This is a genomic window from Xanthomonas indica (genome assembly GCF_040529045.1).
Taxonomy (GTDB): Bacteria; Pseudomonadota; Gammaproteobacteria; order Xanthomonadales; family Xanthomonadaceae; genus Xanthomonas_A; species Xanthomonas_A indica.
The window spans coordinates 262,335-279,363 of the sequence record NZ_CP131914.1; the positions used below are offsets into that span (position 1 = coordinate 262,335).

Here is a 17,029-nt window from a genome sequence, read left to right on the forward strand (position 1 = left end):
GCGTTCAGCGATCGAGACGGTGGCGCAAGGCTGTCGTATTGTGTGCCGCGAGGGCGCGCGCGTTGCTTGGGTCGATGGTTGCAGAGGCGTTCGACGGCTATCGCGTCGGGACTGAAGTCCCTCCCACAACAAGCGCCTCCCGCGCTAACTGTGCGGCACGTGCCGTTGCGTGCGACCGGGTTCGGCCAGGGAAACAGCGCGCGGCTGGCCGCGTGAGGCGCGATGGGGATGTCGCACAGGACGTCAGTTGGACGGCGTCCAACTGCCATGCGTCGGGACTGAAGTCCCTCCCAAAGGGGGGCGTCGCGCGTGGCGACGCTTCTGCATGCTCAGGCCTGCCTCGAGCTCCGCTTTACTCTCTGCCCCACTTTCCGCCTCAGTTGCCTAGAGCCTGCCGCACTCCGGCTCAGGGCGCGGCAGTGGCCTGGGCGTCGGCGCCCCCACCGAGCACCTGGTACAGGGTCACGCGGTTGCTGGCGTCCTGCAGGCGCAACGCGATCAGCGCCTGCTGCGCGGCGTACAGCGAGCGCTGCGCATCCAGCACCGCCAGGTGGCCGTCCAGGCCGGCGCGGTAGCGCGCGTCGGCCAGGGTGTAGCTGCGCTGGCTGGCGTCGACCAGGGCCTGCTGCGCGCTCAGCTGCGCCTGCAGGTGGTCGCGCGCGGCCAGGGCGTCGGCCACTTCGGCGAAGGCCGACTGGATCGCCTTCTCGTACTGCGCCACGGCGATGTCCTTGCCCAGCTTGGACGCGTCCAGCGAGGCCTTCAGCGCGCCGGCGTGGAAGATCGGCGCGGTGATGCTGGGCACGAACGACCAGGTGCGGCTGCCGGCGGAGAACAGCGTGGACAGGGCATCGCTGCTGCGCCCGGTCGAGGCGGTCAGGCTCAGCGACGGGAAGAACGCCGCGCGCGCGGCGCCGATGTCGGCGTTGGCCGCCTGCAGGGTGTGCTCGGCGGCGAGCACGTCCGGGCGCTGCAGCAGCACCGTCGAGGACAGGTGCGCCGGCAGCGGCGCCAGCGCGACACTGTCCTGCATCGCCTGCGCGGTCGGCAGCAGCGCCGCCTCCACCGGCGCGCCCACCAGCAGCTGCAGCGCATCGCGCGCCTGCGCCAACTGGGTGGCGGCGCTGGCGACGGCGACGCGTGCCGATTCCACGCTGGTCTGCTGCTGCGCCAGGTCCAGCCCGGACACGCTGCCGACGCCGTGCTGGCGCTCGGTCAGCTGCAGGGTCTGGGTCTGGCTGTCCAGGGTCTGCTGCGCCAGGGTCAGTTGTTCCTGGTCCGCGCCCACGCTCAGCCATGCCGCGGCGACCTGGGCGACCAGGCTCAGGCGCACGCTGCGCTGGTTCTCGGCGCTGGACAGCCAGTTCTGCAGGGCCTCCTGCCTGAGGCTGCGCAATTGCCCGAACAGGTCCAACTGCCAGCTGCTGAGCCCGACCTGCAGGGTGTCGCTGGTGCTGACCTGGGAGACGCCGTCGTCGTTGCTGGCGGCGCTGCTGCGGCCGCGGCTCATGCTGGCGTTGGCATCGAACGACGGCAGCTGCGCGGCGCGCTGGATGCGGTACTGCGCGCGCGCCTTGTCGATGGACAGCATCGCCACGCGCAGGTCACGGTTGTTCTGCAAGGCCAGCGCGATGGTCTGGCGCAGCCGCGGATCCAGGAACACCTGCTGCCAGTCCGGCATCGCCAGCGTATCGGTGGCGGCGCCGGTCGCGGGCGCCGCATCGGCCGCGGCCAGGTCGGCCGGTACCGGCGCCGCGGGGCGCACGTAGGTCGGTGCCAGGGTGCAGCCGGACAGGGCCAGCAGCGTGGCCGCCGCCACGCTCATGCGGAAGATCGCGCTCATGCCTGCGCCTCCTCGGTGGCGGCCGGGCGCCCGGGGAACATCCGCCGCACGATCACGTAGAACAGCGGCACGAAGAATAGGCCCAGGGTGATCGAGGCCAGGGTGCCGCCGGTAACGCCGGTGCCCAGCGAGTGGCGCGCGGCCGAGCCGGCGCCCTTGCTGAACACCAGCGGCAGCACGCCGAGCAGGAACGCCAGCGAGGTCATCAGGATCGGCCGCAGGCGCATCTGCACCGCGTGCAGGGTGGCGGCGAGCAGGCTTTCGCCGCGGTGTTCGAGGTCGCGCGCGAACTCGACGATGAGGATGCCGTTCTTCGCCGCCAGGCCCACCGTGGTCAGCAGGCCGACCTGGAAGTAGACATCGTTCTCCAGCCCGCGCAGGGTCATCAGCAGCACCGCGCCGAACACGCCTACCGGCACCGCCAGCATCACCGCGAACGGGATCGACCAGCTCTCGTACAAGGCCACCAGGCACAGGAACACGAACAGCAGCGAGATCGCATACAGCGCCGGCGCCTGGTTGGCCGACAGCTTCTCCTGGTAGGCCATGTCCGACCACGCATAGCCGAAGCCGTGCGGCAGTTGCTTGCTCAGTTCGGCCATCGCGTCCATCGCCGCGCCGGAGCTGACCCCGGGCACCGCCTGGCCGGTCAGTTCCATCGCCGACACGCCGTTGTAGCGTTCCAGCGCCGCCGGCGCGCTGGTCCAGTGCGAGCGGGTGAAGGCCGACATCGGCACCATGTCGCCGCCGGCGTTGCGCACCGTCCAGCGGTCCAGGTCCTGCGGCGCCATGCGCGCGTCGGCATCGCCCTGCACGAACACCTTCTTGATGCGGCCCTTGTAGATGAAGTTGTTGACGAAGTCGCCGCCGAGCGCGCTGTTGAGCGTGGCGTTGATGTCGCCCGGGTCCACGCCCAGCGCCTGCGCCTTGGCGTCGTCGATCTTGACCGCGTACACCGGCGCGTCCTCCAGGCTGGCGTAGCGCACGTTCATCAGCTTGGGATCGTGCTGGGCCAGGCGCAGCAGCTTGTCGCGCGCGGCGACCAGGGCGGCATGGCCGGCGCCTTCGTAGTCCATGAGTTCGAAGGTGAAGCCGGAGGCGTCGCCCAGGCCGGTGATCGCCGGCGGCGAGGTCACGAACAGTTCCGCGTCGGGCACGTCGGCCAGCGCCTTGTTCAGATGGTCGGCGATGGTCGCCGCGTCGTCGTCGCGGTCGTCCCAGTCCTTCAGGCGCACGAAGGCCATGCCGACGTTCTGGCCGGCGCCGGTGACGCTGAAGCCGGCCGAGGAAAGCACCGAGCGCACGCCCGGGTCCTTCAGCGCGGCCTTGGTCAGCCGGTCGGTCACCGCCAGGGTCTGCTCCAGGGTGGAGCCGGCCGGCAGCTTGACCAGCACGTTGAGCATGCCCTCGTCCTCGTCGGGCAGGAACGCACCGGGCAGGCGCCACAGCAGCAGGCCGGTGACCGCGATCAGCAGCGCATAGGCGACCAGGCCCAGCGCGCGCCGGCCCAGCACCCGCTCGACCAGCGTGCGGTAGCGCTCGGACAGGTGCCGGAAGCGGGTGTTGAACCAGACGAAGAACCAGCCCAGACGGCCGTGCGACCCGATCGGCGCCTCGCCCTGGTGCAGCGGCTTGAGGATGGTCACGCACAGCGCCGGCGTCAGGGTCATCGCCACCAGCACCGACAGGATCATCGAGGCGGCGATGGTGATCGAGAACTGCCGGTAGATCACGCCGGTGACGCCGTTGAAGAACGCCATCGGCACGAACACCGCGGTCAGCACCAGCACGATGCCGACCAGGGCGCCGCCGATCTGCTGCATCGAACGCAGCGTCGCTTCCTTCGGCGGCAGGCCTTCCTGGCCCATGACCCGCTCCACGTTCTCCACCACCACGATGGCGTCGTCGACCAGCAGGCCGATCGCCAGCACCATCGCGAACATGGTCAGGGTGTTGATCGAGTAGCCGAACGCGGCGAGCACGCCGAAGGTGCCCATCAGCACCACCGGCACGGCGATGGTCGGGATCAGCGTGGCGCGCCAGTTCTGCAGGAACAGGTACATCACCGCCACCACCAGCAGCACCGCCTCGATCAGGGTGATGACCACTTCCTTGATCGAGGTGGTGACGAACGGCGTGGTGCTGAAGGCGATGTGGTAGTTGAAGCCGTGCGGCCAGTACTGCTTGAGTTCCTGCAGGCGCTGGTCGATCGCCCTGGAGGTCTCCACCGCGTTGGCGTCGGAGTTGAGCTCGATGCCCAGCGAGGCCGAGGGCTTGCCGTTGAAGCGGGTGATGCTGTCGTAGGTCTCCGGGCCCAGGCCGATCCTGGCCACGTCCGACAGGTGCACGGCGGCGCCGCTGGCATCGCTCTTGAGCACGATCGCGCCGAACTGCGCCGGGGTCTGCAGGCGGCTGCGGGTGGTCACGGTGGCGTCCAGGCGCTGCCCGCGCAGCGCCGGCTGGCCGCCGATCTCGCCGGCCGACACGTCGGTGTTCTGCGACTGCAGCGCGTTCTCCACGTCCGAGGGCATCAGCGCGTACTTGCGCAGCTTCTCCGGGTCCAGCCAGATGCGCATGGCGTATTCCGAGCCCAGCGGCTGGATGTTGCCGACGCCGCTGACGCGGCTGATCTGGTCGTCGATGTTCGATTCCATGTAGTTGGCGACATCGAAGTTGTCCATGCTGCCGTCGTCGGACGTGAACGCCACCACCTCGAACAGCGAGCCGCTGGACTTGGTGATGACCAGGCCGTTCTGCTGCACCGCCTGCGGCAACACCGACATCACCGACTGCAACTGGTTCTGCACCTGCACCTGCGCGGTGTCGGCGTTGGTGCCGGTCTCGAACACCAGGTTGACCTGCGCGGTGCCGTCCGAGGCGCTGGTGGAGGTCATGTACAGCAGGTGGTCCAGGCTCTGCTGCGACTGCTCGATCAGCTGGGTGACGGTGTTCTCCACCGTCTGCGCCGAGGCGCCGGTGTAGGTGGCGCGCACGGTGATGGTGGGCGGCGCCATGTGCGGATAGCGTTCGACCGGCAGCCCATGGATGGCCAGCATGCCGATCAGGACGATGACGATGGCCATGACCCAGGCCACCACCGGGTGGTTGACGAAGAAGCGCGACATGCGGGAGTCCTCAGTCGGCCTGGGCGTCGTCGCCCGGCAGCGTCGGCGCGGCGTCGAGCTGGGCGGCGGTGACCGGATACGGCTGCGCCGGCTTGCCGAGTTCGGCGCGGCTGCCGTTGACCACGATCAGGCGCTCGCCCGGCTTGAGCCCGGACTCCACCACCCAGTCGTGGCCCAGGGCCTCGCCGGTGCGGATGTGCCGCTCCACCACCTTGTCGTGCGCGTCGAGCAGCTTGACCAGCGGCTCGCCCTTGCTGTCGCGGGTCACCGCCTGCTGCGGCACCAGCACGGCGCCCTGGTCGGTGGCCATCGGCAACACCGCGCGCAGGTACATGCCCGGCAGCAGCAGGTGCTCGGGATTGGGCACCACCGCGCGCAGGGTGACGTTGCCGGTGCCGGCGTTGACCTGGGTGCCGACGAATTCGAGGGTGCCGGCATGCGGGTAGGTGCTGCCGTCCTCCAGCCGCACCTGCACCTGCGCCTTGCCGTCGATGGCGTGGATCTGCCCGGCATCGAGCTGGCGGCGCAGCGCCAGCATCTGCGTGCTGGACTGGGTGACGTCCAGGTAGATCGGGTCCAGCCGCTGGATGGTGGTCAGCGCTGCGTCCTGCGCGGCGGTGAGCAACGCGCCGACGGTGTAGGCGGAGGTGCCGATGGTGCCGGAGATCGGTGCGGTGATGCGGGTGTAGTCGAGATTGATCCGCGCCGCCTGCAGCGCCGCCTTGGCCGCGACCACCGCCGCCTCGTCCTGGTGCAGGGTGGACAGCGCGTCGTCGGCGTCCTGCTTGCTGGCCGCATCCATGTCGGTGAGCGTGCGGGTGCGCTCGGCCTTGGGCCGTGCGCTGGCCAGCGCCGCCTCGGCCTGCACCAGGTTGCCGCGGGCGATGTCGTAGGCGGCCTGGTACGGTGCCGGGTCGATCACGTACAGCGCCTGCCCGGCCTTGACCTCCTGGCCCTCCTGGAACAGGCGCTGGCGCAGCAGCCCGCCGACTTGCGGGCGCACGTCGGCGGTCTCGTAGGCCACGGTGCGACCGGCCAGGGTGCGCTCGACCGGCAGCGTACGTGCGCCCAGGGTCAGCACCCCCACCCGCGGCGGCGGCGCAGCCGCTGGCTTGTCGCCGGAGCAGCCTCCGGCCACGGCAATGGCCAGCACGACGGCACAGCGAAGGGGACGACGAGGCGCCTGGAGAAGGTCGGACATGGGGAGTGGGGCTGGGAAGAAACGCGCAACGCTACTCCACGGATGTGTCGCATCGCACCATCCCTGTAACAGTGCGTTGTACGGGCTTCACCAAGGTCGGAGAAACGTCGGAAACCGGCACGCAGCATCGCATCGGCGAACGTCGTCGTTCGTTCTATTACCGAACACAAATGCGATAATCGCCCAATCTGCCGACGTGCTTTCCCGCCGCGGCATGTCATCGTGCGCACGCCCCGCCTTCGCCGCGCTCGTGGCCGGTCGCGGACGCCGTGCGTCTCCCCTGCAGAGGATCGAAAACGTGCAAACCCAATCGGATGTGTCGGCCGGCGGCCGGATCGTGCTGTGGAGCGTCGGCCTGCTGCTGGCGCTGATCGGGCTGGCGCTGCTGGTCGGCGGCATCCGCCTGGCCACGCTCGGCGGCAGCCCCTACTTCCTGGCGATGGGCGCGGCCTGCGTGGCCTCGGCGGTGCTGGTGCTGCGGCGGCGCCCGGCCGGCGCCTGGCTGTACGCGCTGGCCTTCGTGCTGAGCGTGGCCTGGGCGTACTGGGACGCCGGCCTGGCGTTCTGGCCACTGGTGTCGCGGCTGATGATGCCGGCGGTGCTGGCGCTGCTGGTCGCCCTGGTCTACCCGACCCTGCGCCGCGCCCGCGGCCTGCCCGGCGGCCGCGGCGCGTATGCGCTGGCAGCGGTGCTGGCGCTGGCCTGCGCCGGCGGCCTGGCCGGCATGTTCGTGCCGCATCCGCCGGTGGCCGCCAGCGGCCCCGGGCCGGCACCGGTGCCGGTGACCCCGGCGCAGGCGCAGCGCGACTGGAGCCACTACGGCAACACCGCCGGCGGCAACCGCTTCGCCGCGCTGGACCAGATCGGCCGCGGCAACGTCGGCCAGTTGCAGGTGGCCTGGACCTACCGCACCGGCGATGTCGCCCTCAGCGACGGCAACGGTGCCGAGGACCAGACCACCCCGCTGCAGATCGGCGAAACGCTGTACGTGTGCACCCCGCACAACAACGTCATCGCGCTGGACGCCAGCAGCGGCCGGCAACTGTGGAAGCACGAGATCAATGCGCAGTCCTCGGTCTGGCAGCGCTGCCGCGGCCTGGCCTACTTCGATGCCGACGCGGCGCTGGCCCAGCCAACGGCGGCCAACGCGTCGCCGGTGGCGGCGGCGGTGCTGCCGGCCGGCGCCAACTGCCGGCGCCGCGTGCTGACCAACACCATCGACGCGCGGCTGATCGCGCTGGATGCGGACACCGGCGCGTTCTGCAGCGGCTTCGGCCAGAACGGCCAGGTCGACCTGAAGGCCGGCCTCGGCGCCGCACCCGATCCGTTCTACCAGTTGACCTCGGCGCCGACCGTGGCCGGGACCACGGTGGTGGTGGGCGGCCGCGTCGCCGACAACGTCCAGGCCGACATGCCCGGCGGGGTGATCCGCGGCTTCGACGTGATCACCGGCGCACAGCGCTGGGCCTTCGACCCGGGCAATCCGCAGGACACGCAGCCGCCGGCCGCGGGCAAGACCTATGTGCGCAGCACGCCGAACGTGTGGGCGCCGATGTCCTACGACGCCGCCTCCAACACCGTGTTCCTGCCGATGGGCAGCCCGTCCACCGACCTGTACGGCGCCGAGCGCAGCGCGCTGGACCACCGCTTCGGCGCCTCGATCACCGCGCTGGATGCGAGCACCGGCAAGGTCAAGTGGGTCTACCAGACCGTGCACAACGATCTGTGGGACTTCGACCTGCCGATGCAGCCGAGCCTGATCGACTTCCCGATGGCCGACGGCCGCAAGGTGCCGGCGCTGATCATCGGCACCAAGGCCGGCCAGCTGTACGTGCTCGACCGCGCCACCGGCAAACCGCTGACCGAGGTCCGCGAGGTGCCGGTGAAGGCCGCCGACATCCCCCACGAACCGTATGCGCTGACCCAGCCGCTGTCGGTCGGCATGCCGCAGATCGGCACCAAGCACCTGACCGAAGCGGACATGTGGGGCGCCACCCTGCTGGACCAGATGCTGTGCCGCATCGCCTTCAAGAAGATGCGCTACGAAGGCCTGTATACCGCACCCGGCACCGACGTGTCGCTGAGCTTCCCCGGCTCGCTGGGCGGCATGAACTGGGGCGGGCTGTCGGTCGACCCGGTGCACGACGTGGTGTTCGCCAACGACATGCGCCTGGGCCTGTGGGTGCAGATGATCCCGCAGAAGGCCGAGAAGGCGGCCGCCTCCAGCGGCGGCGAGGCGGTCAACACCGGCATGGGCGCGGTGCCGCTGAAGGGCACGCCGTATGCGGTCAACAAGAACCGTTTCCTGTCGGCGCTGGGCATCCCCTGCCAGGCGCCACCGTTCGGCACGTTGAGCGCGATCGACCTGAAGACCCGAAGCATCGCCTGGCAGGTGCCGGTGGGCACCGTGCAGGACACCGGCCCGCTCGGCTTCAAGATGCACCTGCCGATTCCGGTCGGCATGCCGACCCTGGGCGGTACCCTGGCCACGCAGAGCGGCCTGGTGTTCATCGCCGGCACCCAGGACTACTACCTGCGCGCGTTCGACAGCGGCACCGGCAAGGAACTGTGGAAGGCGCGGCTGCCGGTGGGCAGCCAGGGCGGTCCGATGACCTACGTGTCGGCCAAGACCGGCAAGCAGTACGTGGTGATCACCGCCGGCGGCGCGCGGCAGTCTCCGGACCGCGGCGACTACGTGATCGCCTACGCCCTGCCCAACGCCAAGTAGGCAGACGTCGTCCCATTGCCACCGCACGCGGTGGCAATGGATGGCCTCGCGTTCGTCGGACCTCGTAGCGCCTCGACCGGGCGCAGCACGTCGGCCGACGATGGGTTACGGCGCCGCGCAGCGCGCGGTGGCGTAGGCCAGGCCGGCGCTGCCCGCACCGTCAAGCGCGGTGTTCTCGGCGTCGGCGCAGACGCGCGCCCGCGCCGCCCTGTCCTCAACGCGCCGGCTGCAGCCGCATCGTCAACACCGCGGCAATGGCCACCAGCAGCGGCAACGCCAGCACGTAGTACAGGTTGGCCGGTTGCCAGTTGGCGTCGACCAGCACGCCCACCGTCATCGGCGAGAGGATCGCGCCGACGCGGCCGATGCCGATCGCCCAGCCCAGGCCGGTGGTGCGCACGCTCGGCGCGAACACGATCGGCGCCAGCGCATACAGGCCGGCCATCGAGCCGAACAGCGCCGCGCCGATCACGAAGGCCACCGGGAAGGCCAATTGCAGCTGCGCACCCAGCGTGGCGAACGCGGCCATGCCCAGTGCGGCGATCAGGAAGCTGGCCGCGGTCAACCGCGGCAGCGCGACGCGTGCGGCCAGCGCGCCGAACACCGCGCCGCCGACGATGCCGCCCAGGTTCAGCAGCACGCCGCCGGTGACGCCCTGTTCGGCCGACAGCCCGGCTTGCACCAGCAGTTTCGGCGTCCAGCTCAGCACGAAATAGAAGGCGAACATGTGCATGAAAAAGCCCAAGGCGATCAGCACGCTGTTGCGGCGCAGGCGCGGGGTGAACAGCGCCGCGTAGCCGGCCTTCTCCTGTACCGGCGGGCGCGGCGGCAGCGCGTCGAGCGTCGGTGCGCGCATGCGCGCCAGCAGCGCGTTGAGCCGCGCCAGCGCATCCGGCGGGCGGCGGCTGAGCAGGAAATCCAGCGACTCCGGCAGCAGCGCCAGCACCACCGGGATGCACAGCAGCGAGGCGAGTGCGCCGAACAGGAAGGCCGCGTGCCAGCCCCATCGTTCCAGCAGCACCGCGGCGATCAGCCCGCCCAGCGTGGCGCCGATGGGATAGCCGGTGGCCTGCAGCGCCACCGCCGTGCTGCGCCACCTCGGGCTGGCGTATTCGGCAGTGATCACGCCCACGCCGGCGAGCATGCCGCCGATGCCGATGCCGGTGAACACGCGCAGCGCGGCCAGTTGCCAGATGTCCTGCGCCAGCGCCGAGGCGGCCATGCCGACGGTCAGGATCACCAGGCAGCACAGGATCATGCTGCGCCGGCCCCAGCGGTCGGCCAGCGGCGCCAGCAGCAGCGAGCCCAGCGCCATGCCCACCAGCCCGGCGCTCAGCGCAATCCCCAGCAGCTTGCCGGACAAATGCCAGGCCTCGGATACGTGCGGGGCGATGAAGGCCATCACCATCACGTCGAACCCGTCCAGCATGTTCAACAGCACGCAGACCGCGATCGCCGTCCACTGGAAACCGCTCATGCGGTCCAGGACGAGCGCGGTGGGCGGGGCGGCGGCATGGCTCATGGGGTCACTCCTGCAGGAACGGCGAACGAGAACCGCGGCGAGGCGGCGTCACTGGGCGGGCGCGGCCGCGTGCAGGGCATCGAGCGCCTGCCGCAGGCGTGCCGCATCGATCTGGCCCGGAGCCGAGGCGCTGCCGAGCATGCCGAAGGTCAGGCTCTGCCCGAAGGTGCCGCCGGACAGCCGCGACACCGCACCCAGCGGCCCCATCGCCATGGTCAGCAACGGCTGGCCGCTGCGCTGGCGCAGTTGCCAGGTGGCGTCCAGCAGGTGCAGCACGTCGCCCGGATCGCGCGGCATCACCGCGATCTTCAGCACGTCGGCGCCCAGCGCCTGCTGCCGCTGCAGCCGCGCCACCATCTCCGCCACAGGCGGGGTGGCATGGAAGTCATGGCTGGACATCACCACGTACACGCCCTGCCGGTGCGCATGCTCCACCAGCTGCCGCAGCACCGCCGGGTCGCGGACCATCTCCACGTCGAGCAGGTCGGCGAAGCGCGCATCCAGCAGACGGGCGTACAGCGCACCGTAGGCGGCATCGTCGATCGCCACCGCGCCGCCCTCGGCCTTGGTGCGGAAGGTCAGCAGCAGCGGCTTGCCGTGCAGCGCCTGCGCCACGCGCGGCCCCAATGCCGCCAGCGCCGCCGCGTCGGTGGCGCCGTCCATCAGGTCGATGCGCCACTCGGCCAGGTCCGCATCGGGGGAGGCGGCGATGCGCTGCGCCTGCGCCAACGCCTGCTCGGCGTCGTGCGCGGTGATCGGCACGATGATCTTGGGCAGGCCGGCACCGATGGCGAGCCCGCGGATCTGCAGGACGCGCGGCGCCGGCAGCGGGGTGGCCGCGGACGTCGCCGCGGGCGCCGCGGGTGCGGCCTGCAGCGGCGACGCCAGCAACAGGCCGACGCAGCACAGGAAGGTCAGTCGTCGTGGGAACAAGGGCATCGGGGTCGGCCTGGACAGGAAGGCGCGCAGCGCGCGCTCAGAAGGTGAGCTTGACCTGCAGCCCCACCGCCAGCGCGTTATCGGTGCGCGCATAGGCGAAGGTGCCGGGGTTGACGATGTACTGCACATCCGGCCGCAGCATCAGCCACGGCGTGAGCTGCGCGCTGTAGGACAGTTCGTAGAGTTCCTCGGCGGTATCGAGCGCGAACACCGGCGCATCCGGGGGCACGCCGGCATCGAGCAACGCCGCGCGCCGCGCGTCGAGCAGGCGATGGTTGATGTCGGCGCCGACATAGCCCAGGGCGATGCGGTCCTGGCTGCGCCGACCGATGCCCTGGTACACGCCGCCCAGTGCGTACCAGCGGGTGATCTGCGCGGTGGCGCGGTCGGAGACCATGTACTGGGCGAAGCCGGTGAGGCCGCGGCCGCGTTCGCCGCCGGGGGAATACAGCTTCTGCTCCACCAGCAGGTAGGCGCCATCGCGGCCGGTGGTGGCGCGCGGATCCAGGCCCTTGCGCGGCACCCGCGAGGAGTCGTAGTAACCGCCGACCTTGTAGGTGCCCGGATAGGCGCCGCCGGCGCCCGGCGTCCAGGTGAGCTCGACCGGGAACAGCGAGCCGGTGGTGCCGCGCGCGTCCAGGTCGAAGGCGGTGTGCACGTTGTTGTTGGTGCTGGGGTTGACCTGGAACCAGCCGACCCGCAGGTTCGTCGCCGGCGTCAGTTGCTGCGCCGCCTCGGCGCCCCAGCGCGCGTTCGGATAGTTGTACCAGCCGCTGTTGCCGGACATCGCCAGCGGATGCGCGCAGAACGCGGCGTTGACGAAGTTGGTCAGCAGCGTGTGCGCCCCGAACTGGTTGCCCATCGCGTAGAAGCCGGCCTTCACGTAAGTGCGCCCGTCGTTGAAGCGGCGGTCGTAGCTCAGTTCGGTCAGCCGGGTGAACTGGCCGCCGTAGGCTTCCTGGATCGGGAAGCGGTTGCCGAGCAGGTCGGCCGAGGTGCTGCGGCCGCGGCGGTCGTTGAGGGTCACATGCACTGTGCCGCCGTCCCAGCCGGCCAGTTTCGCCAGGTCCAGGTCCACGCCCAGCCGCACCTGCTGCGCATAGCGCGCACCGCGCTCGCCGCGGCCGCCGTCGACCACGCCCATGGCTTCGCCGACGTAGTCGCCGCGGACGTTGACGCCGCGCTGCAGCCAGTCGCTGCGCGTGCCGTTCCAGTCGCCGCTGAAGGTGCTGTGCGCCAGGTCGGTGGCGTCCTGCGCGGCGGCGACCACCGGGAGCAAGGCGACGGCCGTGGCCATCAGCGACCAGGCCGGCAACCACGGCACGCGTCGCAGCGTGCGACCGCCAGCCGATGCGGCGCGGCTCACGGTGCCACCGCCAGCGGCGCGCTCAGCGGCGAGGTCGCGCCGTCGTCGCTGGTGACGGTGGCGGTGAGCGTGGCCAGACCCGTGCTGTCGCCATCCAGCGGCAGCGCGAAGCGGCCCTGCCCCTGTGCATCCACCGGCGCCTCGACGCGGCCGAGATAGCGTTCGGCTTCGTCGTCGCCAGGGCGGCGGTTGCCGAACAGTTCCACCGTGTACAGATGGCCGGGGCGGCCGAAGAAGCTGCCCTGCACCTGCGGCACGCCGGCCCCGCGCGCGATCGCGCGCAACTGCGGGGCGGCCTGGCCGAAGTTCGGCGGCGGTTGGCAGCCGTCGGCCGCGGCGGCGCCGCAGATCGCCGCGCGCTTGCGCGGATCCGGATCGACGCCGATGCCGCGCGAGCCGACGAAGGGCGCATGTTCCAGGCCCGGCACGCCGAACACGATAGCGCCGCGCGGCTGGCCCGGCACGCAGGCGCCGCCGGCGAAACAGCGTTCGATCTTCAGGCCGTTGCCGGACAGCAGGTTGGCGCTGAACCGGTTGGGTTCGCTGCGCGGCTGCGGACGCACCGCGATGCCGATGCCGTTGCCGACCAGGCGGTTGCCCTCGATCAGGTTGTCGCGGCCGCTGACGCTGACCCCGATCGAATTGCCGGCGAAGTCGTTGTCGGCGATGGTGTTGCGGTTGCCCCAGTTGATCTGCAGCCCGTCGGAGTAACGCTCGAAGCGGTTGCGTAGCACGGTGTTGTCGTTGCCCCACAGGATCTCGATGCCCTGCGAAGGCTCGGGGTTGGCGTCGGTGGAGCGGAACACGTTGTCCGCCACCAGGTTCCAGGCCGCGCCGCGGGTCAGCTCCAGGCCGTCGCCGTTGTCGAGGAAGGTGTTGCGCTCGATGCGGTTGCGCACCGTGGTGGTGGCGGTGGACTGGCCGTTGCCGTCGTCGCCGGTCAGCATCACCCCGGCGCCGCCGTGGTTGGCGACGATGCGGTTGTCGCGCAGCACATTGTCGCTGGCGCGGTTGATCAGTACGCCGATGCAGAAGTTGCGGATCTCCAGGCCGCTCAGTTCCACGCCATGGGTATCGCGCAGCACCAGGCCCGGCAGCGTGGTGCTGCGCACGTTGGTGCCGAACTGGCCCTTCTCCGCACCCGGGCAGGCGGCGGTGCCCTTGCCCTGGATGTAGCCGGCGCCGTCGATGGCGATGTACTGGCCATCGTGCGCCCGCGCCAGGCCCACCACCTGCAGCGGCCCCTGCAGCGCCGGCAGCGGCGCGCGCGGGCGGATCACGTACGGCGGCGCGCCCACCGCGGCGATCTCGATGCGGTAGCGGCCGGGCGCCTGGTTGGCGGTGGTGATCGCCCAGCGCAGGGAGCCCGGGGCGGCGTCGTCGGCGTAGCGATCCACGGTGAGCACGCTGCGCTCCGGCGGCGGCGGCTCGGCCTGGTAGGCGCGCACGGCACCGGGAAGCAGGGCCGCGAGCAGGGCCAGGCCGCGGGAAAACGCACAGGACATGCACCATCTCCAACAGAATCGGGACCGCGCCGGCGGCAGGCGGCGCCGCGGCCGCCGGTGGCGCACGCGTCGTGCGCTGCCAGGCGCCGGAACAGGGGCAACGCTAGTTTTATCGCAGTGCACCATTCAAGTGCGAATATCGATTGTCGGTGCGTTTATCGCACAATCGGATCTTGGCCGCGTCGAACCCCGGCGCTTTGGGAGCGGCGGTGCAACCACGGCACATGCCAGGTGCGTGGCGCTACGCGGCGGCGGCGGCGGCCTTGCGCGCGATCAGCCGATGCACGCGCTTGCCGGAGGAGGCGCTGATGACTTCGTGGTCGTCGAGCACCTGCATGCCGCCGCCCAGCGCCGCACGCATCCGCGCCGCATCCAGCACGGTATACAGGCGGCCGTGCGCATCGCGCGGCGCGTCGTTTCCGGCCACCCGCCAGCTCAGGTACAAGGTGCCCTCCGGCATCAGCAGCTCGGCCAGCCGCGCGGCGGCGGCGGCCGCGTCCGCCTGGTCGAGATGCATCACCACCGTTTCGCACAGCACGTTGCGAAACGCGCCGGACGGGACGCCGTCCAGCGCCGGCAACGCGGCCAGCTCGAACCGCAGGCCGCGGTAGCGCCGCCGCGCCTCCTCGAGCAGCCCGGCGCTCGCGTCGTAGCCGCACACCTCGAAACCGCGCGCTGCGAGCCAGGCCGTATCGCGCCCCGCGCCGCAGCCGACGTCGGCGGTCGGCCCCGGCGCGAAATGCCGGCGGAGCAGTGCGTACATGTCCTCGGGCGCGGCCTGGTCGCGCCAGTCCTGCGCATAGCGCGCGGCATCGGCGTCGTAGGCCGCGACGGTCGGGCGATCCACCATGGCGATTGCTCCGCGACGGCGTCGCACGACGCCCGGCGTAGCTTAGCCCTTGTGTGCGACAGGCGTCGGGGGACGCGCCCGCCGCGGCAGCCGGCCCGAGCGAGCGCGGTATCATCGGCGCCCGCGTGGCCGCCGGCCGCCCACCGCCGGAGAGCGCCATGTCCCCGATCCGCCCATACCTCGACAAGACCCCGCAGCTGGGCGCGCGCGTCTACGTGGACCCGGCCTGCACCCTGATCGGCGACGTGGAACTGGCGGACGACGTGTCGGTGTGGCCGGGCACGGTGATCCGCGGCGACGTCAACTACGTGCGCATCGGCGCGCGCAGCAACATCCAGGACGGCACCATCATCCACGTCAGCCACCACAGCCCGTTCAACGCCGCCGGCTACCCGACCCTGATCGGCGCGGACGTGACCGTCGGCCACGGCACCATCATCCACGCCTGCACCATCGAGGACCTGTGCCTGATCGGCATGGGCGCCTGCATCCTCGACGGCGCCACGGTGAAGAAGTACGGCTTCGTCGGCGCCGGTGCGGTGGTCGGCCCGGGCAAGACCGTCGGCGAAGGCGAACTGTGGCTGGGCAATCCCGCACGCAAGGCGCGCATGCTCAGCGACAAGGAGATCGAGAGCCTGCACTACTCGGCACAGCACTACGTGCGGCTGAAGGACCGCTACCTGGCCGCGGCCACGGCCGCGCCGCAGTAGCCCGCACCGCTACTCGGCCGCCAGCGCCAGCAAGGCGCGGCCGATCGGGCGCGGCGTCTCGCTACGCAGCACCACGCTGGTGGTCACCGCACCGAAGCGCGCCAGGGCGTCGATGACCGGCTCCAGCTGCGCCGGCGCAGGCACCAGCACGCGCAGCACGAAGCAGTCCTCGCCGGTCACCCGATGCACGTCCAGCACCTGCGGCATCTGCGCGAACAGGTCCAGGCAGGCGCCGATCTGCGCATGCGTGGTGCGCAGGCGGACGATAGCCGAGGTCGCCAGGCCCAGCGCGCGCGGATCGACCCGGGCGGTATAGCCGGTGATCACGCCCTGCTCCTCGAGCCGGCGCACACGCTCGGACATCGCCGGCTGCGACAGCCCGATGCGCCGCCCCAGCGCCGCCAGGGCGATGCGTCCGTCGCACTGCAGCGCCTCCAGGATCGCGTAGTCCAGGGCATCGCCCCGCCAGGTTTTCGCCGCCACTTGCCTCGCCCCCTCGTCACGCACCGTGGATTCATCGGAAAAACGCCGCATGAGCCGATGCATTGCCATGGCGATGCCGGGCAGGCATCGCGACACTCATGCTTTCTTCCAACGGAGCGTAGCGCATGCAGGACGTGGTGATCGTACCGGGCATCGGCGACTCGGGGCCGCAGCACTGGCAAACCCTCTGGCAGCAGCACGACCCGCGCATGCGCCGGCTGCAGCCGGACTCGTTCGCCCACCCGCAGCTGCACGACTGGCTGCGCGCGCTCGACCGCTGCGTGCAGCACTGCGCCACGCCGCCGCTGCTGGTCGCGCACAGCCTGGGCTGCCTGCTGGTCGCGCATTGGGCCGCGCGTGCCGAACGCCTGCCACGCGGCGCCTTCCTGGTCGCGGTGCCCGACCCGGACAGCGCCGCGTTTCCGCATGCGCACGCCGCCAGTTTCGTGCCGGTGCCGACCGCACCGCTGCCGTTTCCCAGCCTGATCGTGGCCAGCAGCGACGATCCGTACGCGGCGCCGTCCTACAGCCGCCGTTGCGCGGCCGACTGGGGCAGCGGACTGGTCGCACTCGACCGCCAGGGACATCTCAATGCGGCCAGCGGCCTGGGCGCATGGCCGCACGGCGCGCAGTTGCTGGCCGCCTTCGACGCCGGCCTCGGACCTGCGCCGGCCTCCCCCGCCTGAGCGCCACCGACGCAGCGCCGGCGGGATGCCGCGCGGCGCCGTGGGCCGGGAAAAAGCGTGCTCGCGACTGG

Annotated in this window: 12 protein-coding genes; 3 read left to right on the forward strand and 9 right to left on the reverse strand. The window is 71.1% G+C overall.

Translation table 11 applies throughout. The annotated features are described in order from the left end of the window. Positions 1-406 precede the first annotated feature (406 nt). The 3 genes from Q7W82_RS01075 to Q7W82_RS01085 are packed head-to-tail and all read right to left on the reverse strand — an operon-like array spanning position 407 to position 6,121. Positions 407-1,843: an efflux transporter outer membrane subunit gene (locus tag Q7W82_RS01075; RefSeq protein ID WP_242159250.1), complete on the reverse strand. Its 1,437-nt coding sequence runs from the start codon at positions 1,841-1,843 to the stop codon at positions 407-409. Then, positions 1,840-4,968 carry an efflux RND transporter permease subunit gene (locus Q7W82_RS01080; RefSeq protein WP_242159249.1) on the reverse strand — a complete coding sequence of 1,043 codons (3,129 nt, stop codon included), beginning with the start codon at positions 4,966-4,968 and terminating at the stop codon, positions 1,840-1,842. Before Q7W82_RS01080 ends, Q7W82_RS01075 begins: the two co-directional genes overlap by 4 nt. Before the next feature lie 10 nt (positions 4,969-4,978). Next, positions 4,979-6,121: an efflux RND transporter periplasmic adaptor subunit gene (locus Q7W82_RS01085; protein ID WP_311195492.1), complete on the reverse strand. Its 1,143-nt coding sequence runs from the start codon at positions 6,119-6,121 to the stop codon at positions 4,979-4,981. A gap of 346 nt (positions 6,122-6,467) precedes the next feature. Between Q7W82_RS01085 and Q7W82_RS01090 the strand changes: the two genes are divergently transcribed. Beyond that, positions 6,468-8,897 carry a glucose/quinate/shikimate family membrane-bound PQQ-dependent dehydrogenase gene (locus Q7W82_RS01090; RefSeq protein ID WP_242159247.1) on the forward strand — a complete coding sequence of 810 codons (2,430 nt, stop codon included), beginning with the start codon at positions 6,468-6,470 and terminating at the stop codon, positions 8,895-8,897. 214 nt (positions 8,898-9,111) lie between these two features. On the opposite strand, the gene Q7W82_RS01095 is transcribed toward Q7W82_RS01090, so the two are convergent. From Q7W82_RS01095 to Q7W82_RS01115, 5 genes are all read right to left on the reverse strand, one after another. Then, complete coding sequence (locus Q7W82_RS01095) at positions 9,112-10,419, reverse strand: MFS transporter (RefSeq protein ID WP_242159246.1); 1,308 nt, start codon at positions 10,417-10,419, stop codon at positions 9,112-9,114. 48 nt (positions 10,420-10,467) lie between these two features. Beyond that, entirely contained in the window at positions 10,468-11,358 is an 891-nt protein-coding gene (gene aroD, locus Q7W82_RS01100; protein ID WP_242159245.1) for a type I 3-dehydroquinate dehydratase, read from the reverse strand. A gap of 37 nt (positions 11,359-11,395) precedes the next feature. Further along, positions 11,396-12,724, reverse strand: a complete 1,329-nt coding sequence (locus Q7W82_RS01105) for a carbohydrate porin (RefSeq protein WP_353949505.1) — start codon at positions 12,722-12,724, stop codon at positions 11,396-11,398. Next, positions 12,721-14,229 (reverse strand): NosD domain-containing protein, encoded by a 1,509-nt coding sequence (locus Q7W82_RS01110; RefSeq protein WP_242159243.1) that lies wholly within the window; start codon positions 14,227-14,229, stop codon positions 12,721-12,723. Before Q7W82_RS01110 ends, Q7W82_RS01105 begins: the two co-directional genes overlap by 4 nt. A 241-nt stretch (positions 14,230-14,470) precedes the next feature. Then, complete coding sequence (locus Q7W82_RS01115) at positions 14,471-15,079, reverse strand: class I SAM-dependent methyltransferase (RefSeq protein WP_242159242.1); 609 nt, start codon at positions 15,077-15,079, stop codon at positions 14,471-14,473. 158 nt (positions 15,080-15,237) lie between these two features. Here Q7W82_RS01115 and Q7W82_RS01120 point away from each other — a divergent pair, with 158 nt between their 5' ends. Further along, positions 15,238-15,789 carry a gamma carbonic anhydrase family protein gene (locus tag Q7W82_RS01120; RefSeq protein WP_242159241.1) on the forward strand — a complete coding sequence of 184 codons (552 nt, stop codon included), beginning with the start codon at positions 15,238-15,240 and terminating at the stop codon, positions 15,787-15,789. Between the two features lie 9 nt (positions 15,790-15,798). Here the strand turns inward: Q7W82_RS01120 and Q7W82_RS01125 are convergent, their stop codons facing one another. After that, positions 15,799-16,272, reverse strand: a complete 474-nt coding sequence (locus Q7W82_RS01125; RefSeq protein WP_242159240.1) for an Lrp/AsnC family transcriptional regulator — start codon at positions 16,270-16,272, stop codon at positions 15,799-15,801. A gap of 125 nt (positions 16,273-16,397) precedes the next feature. On the opposite strand from Q7W82_RS01125, the gene Q7W82_RS01130 reads away from it, so the two are divergent. Next, the gene (locus tag Q7W82_RS01130) at positions 16,398-16,958 is read left to right on the forward strand and encodes an alpha/beta hydrolase (RefSeq protein WP_242159239.1); all 561 of its coding nucleotides are present in this window, start codon (positions 16,398-16,400) and stop codon (positions 16,956-16,958) included. Positions 16,959-17,029: the final 71 nt, after the last annotated feature.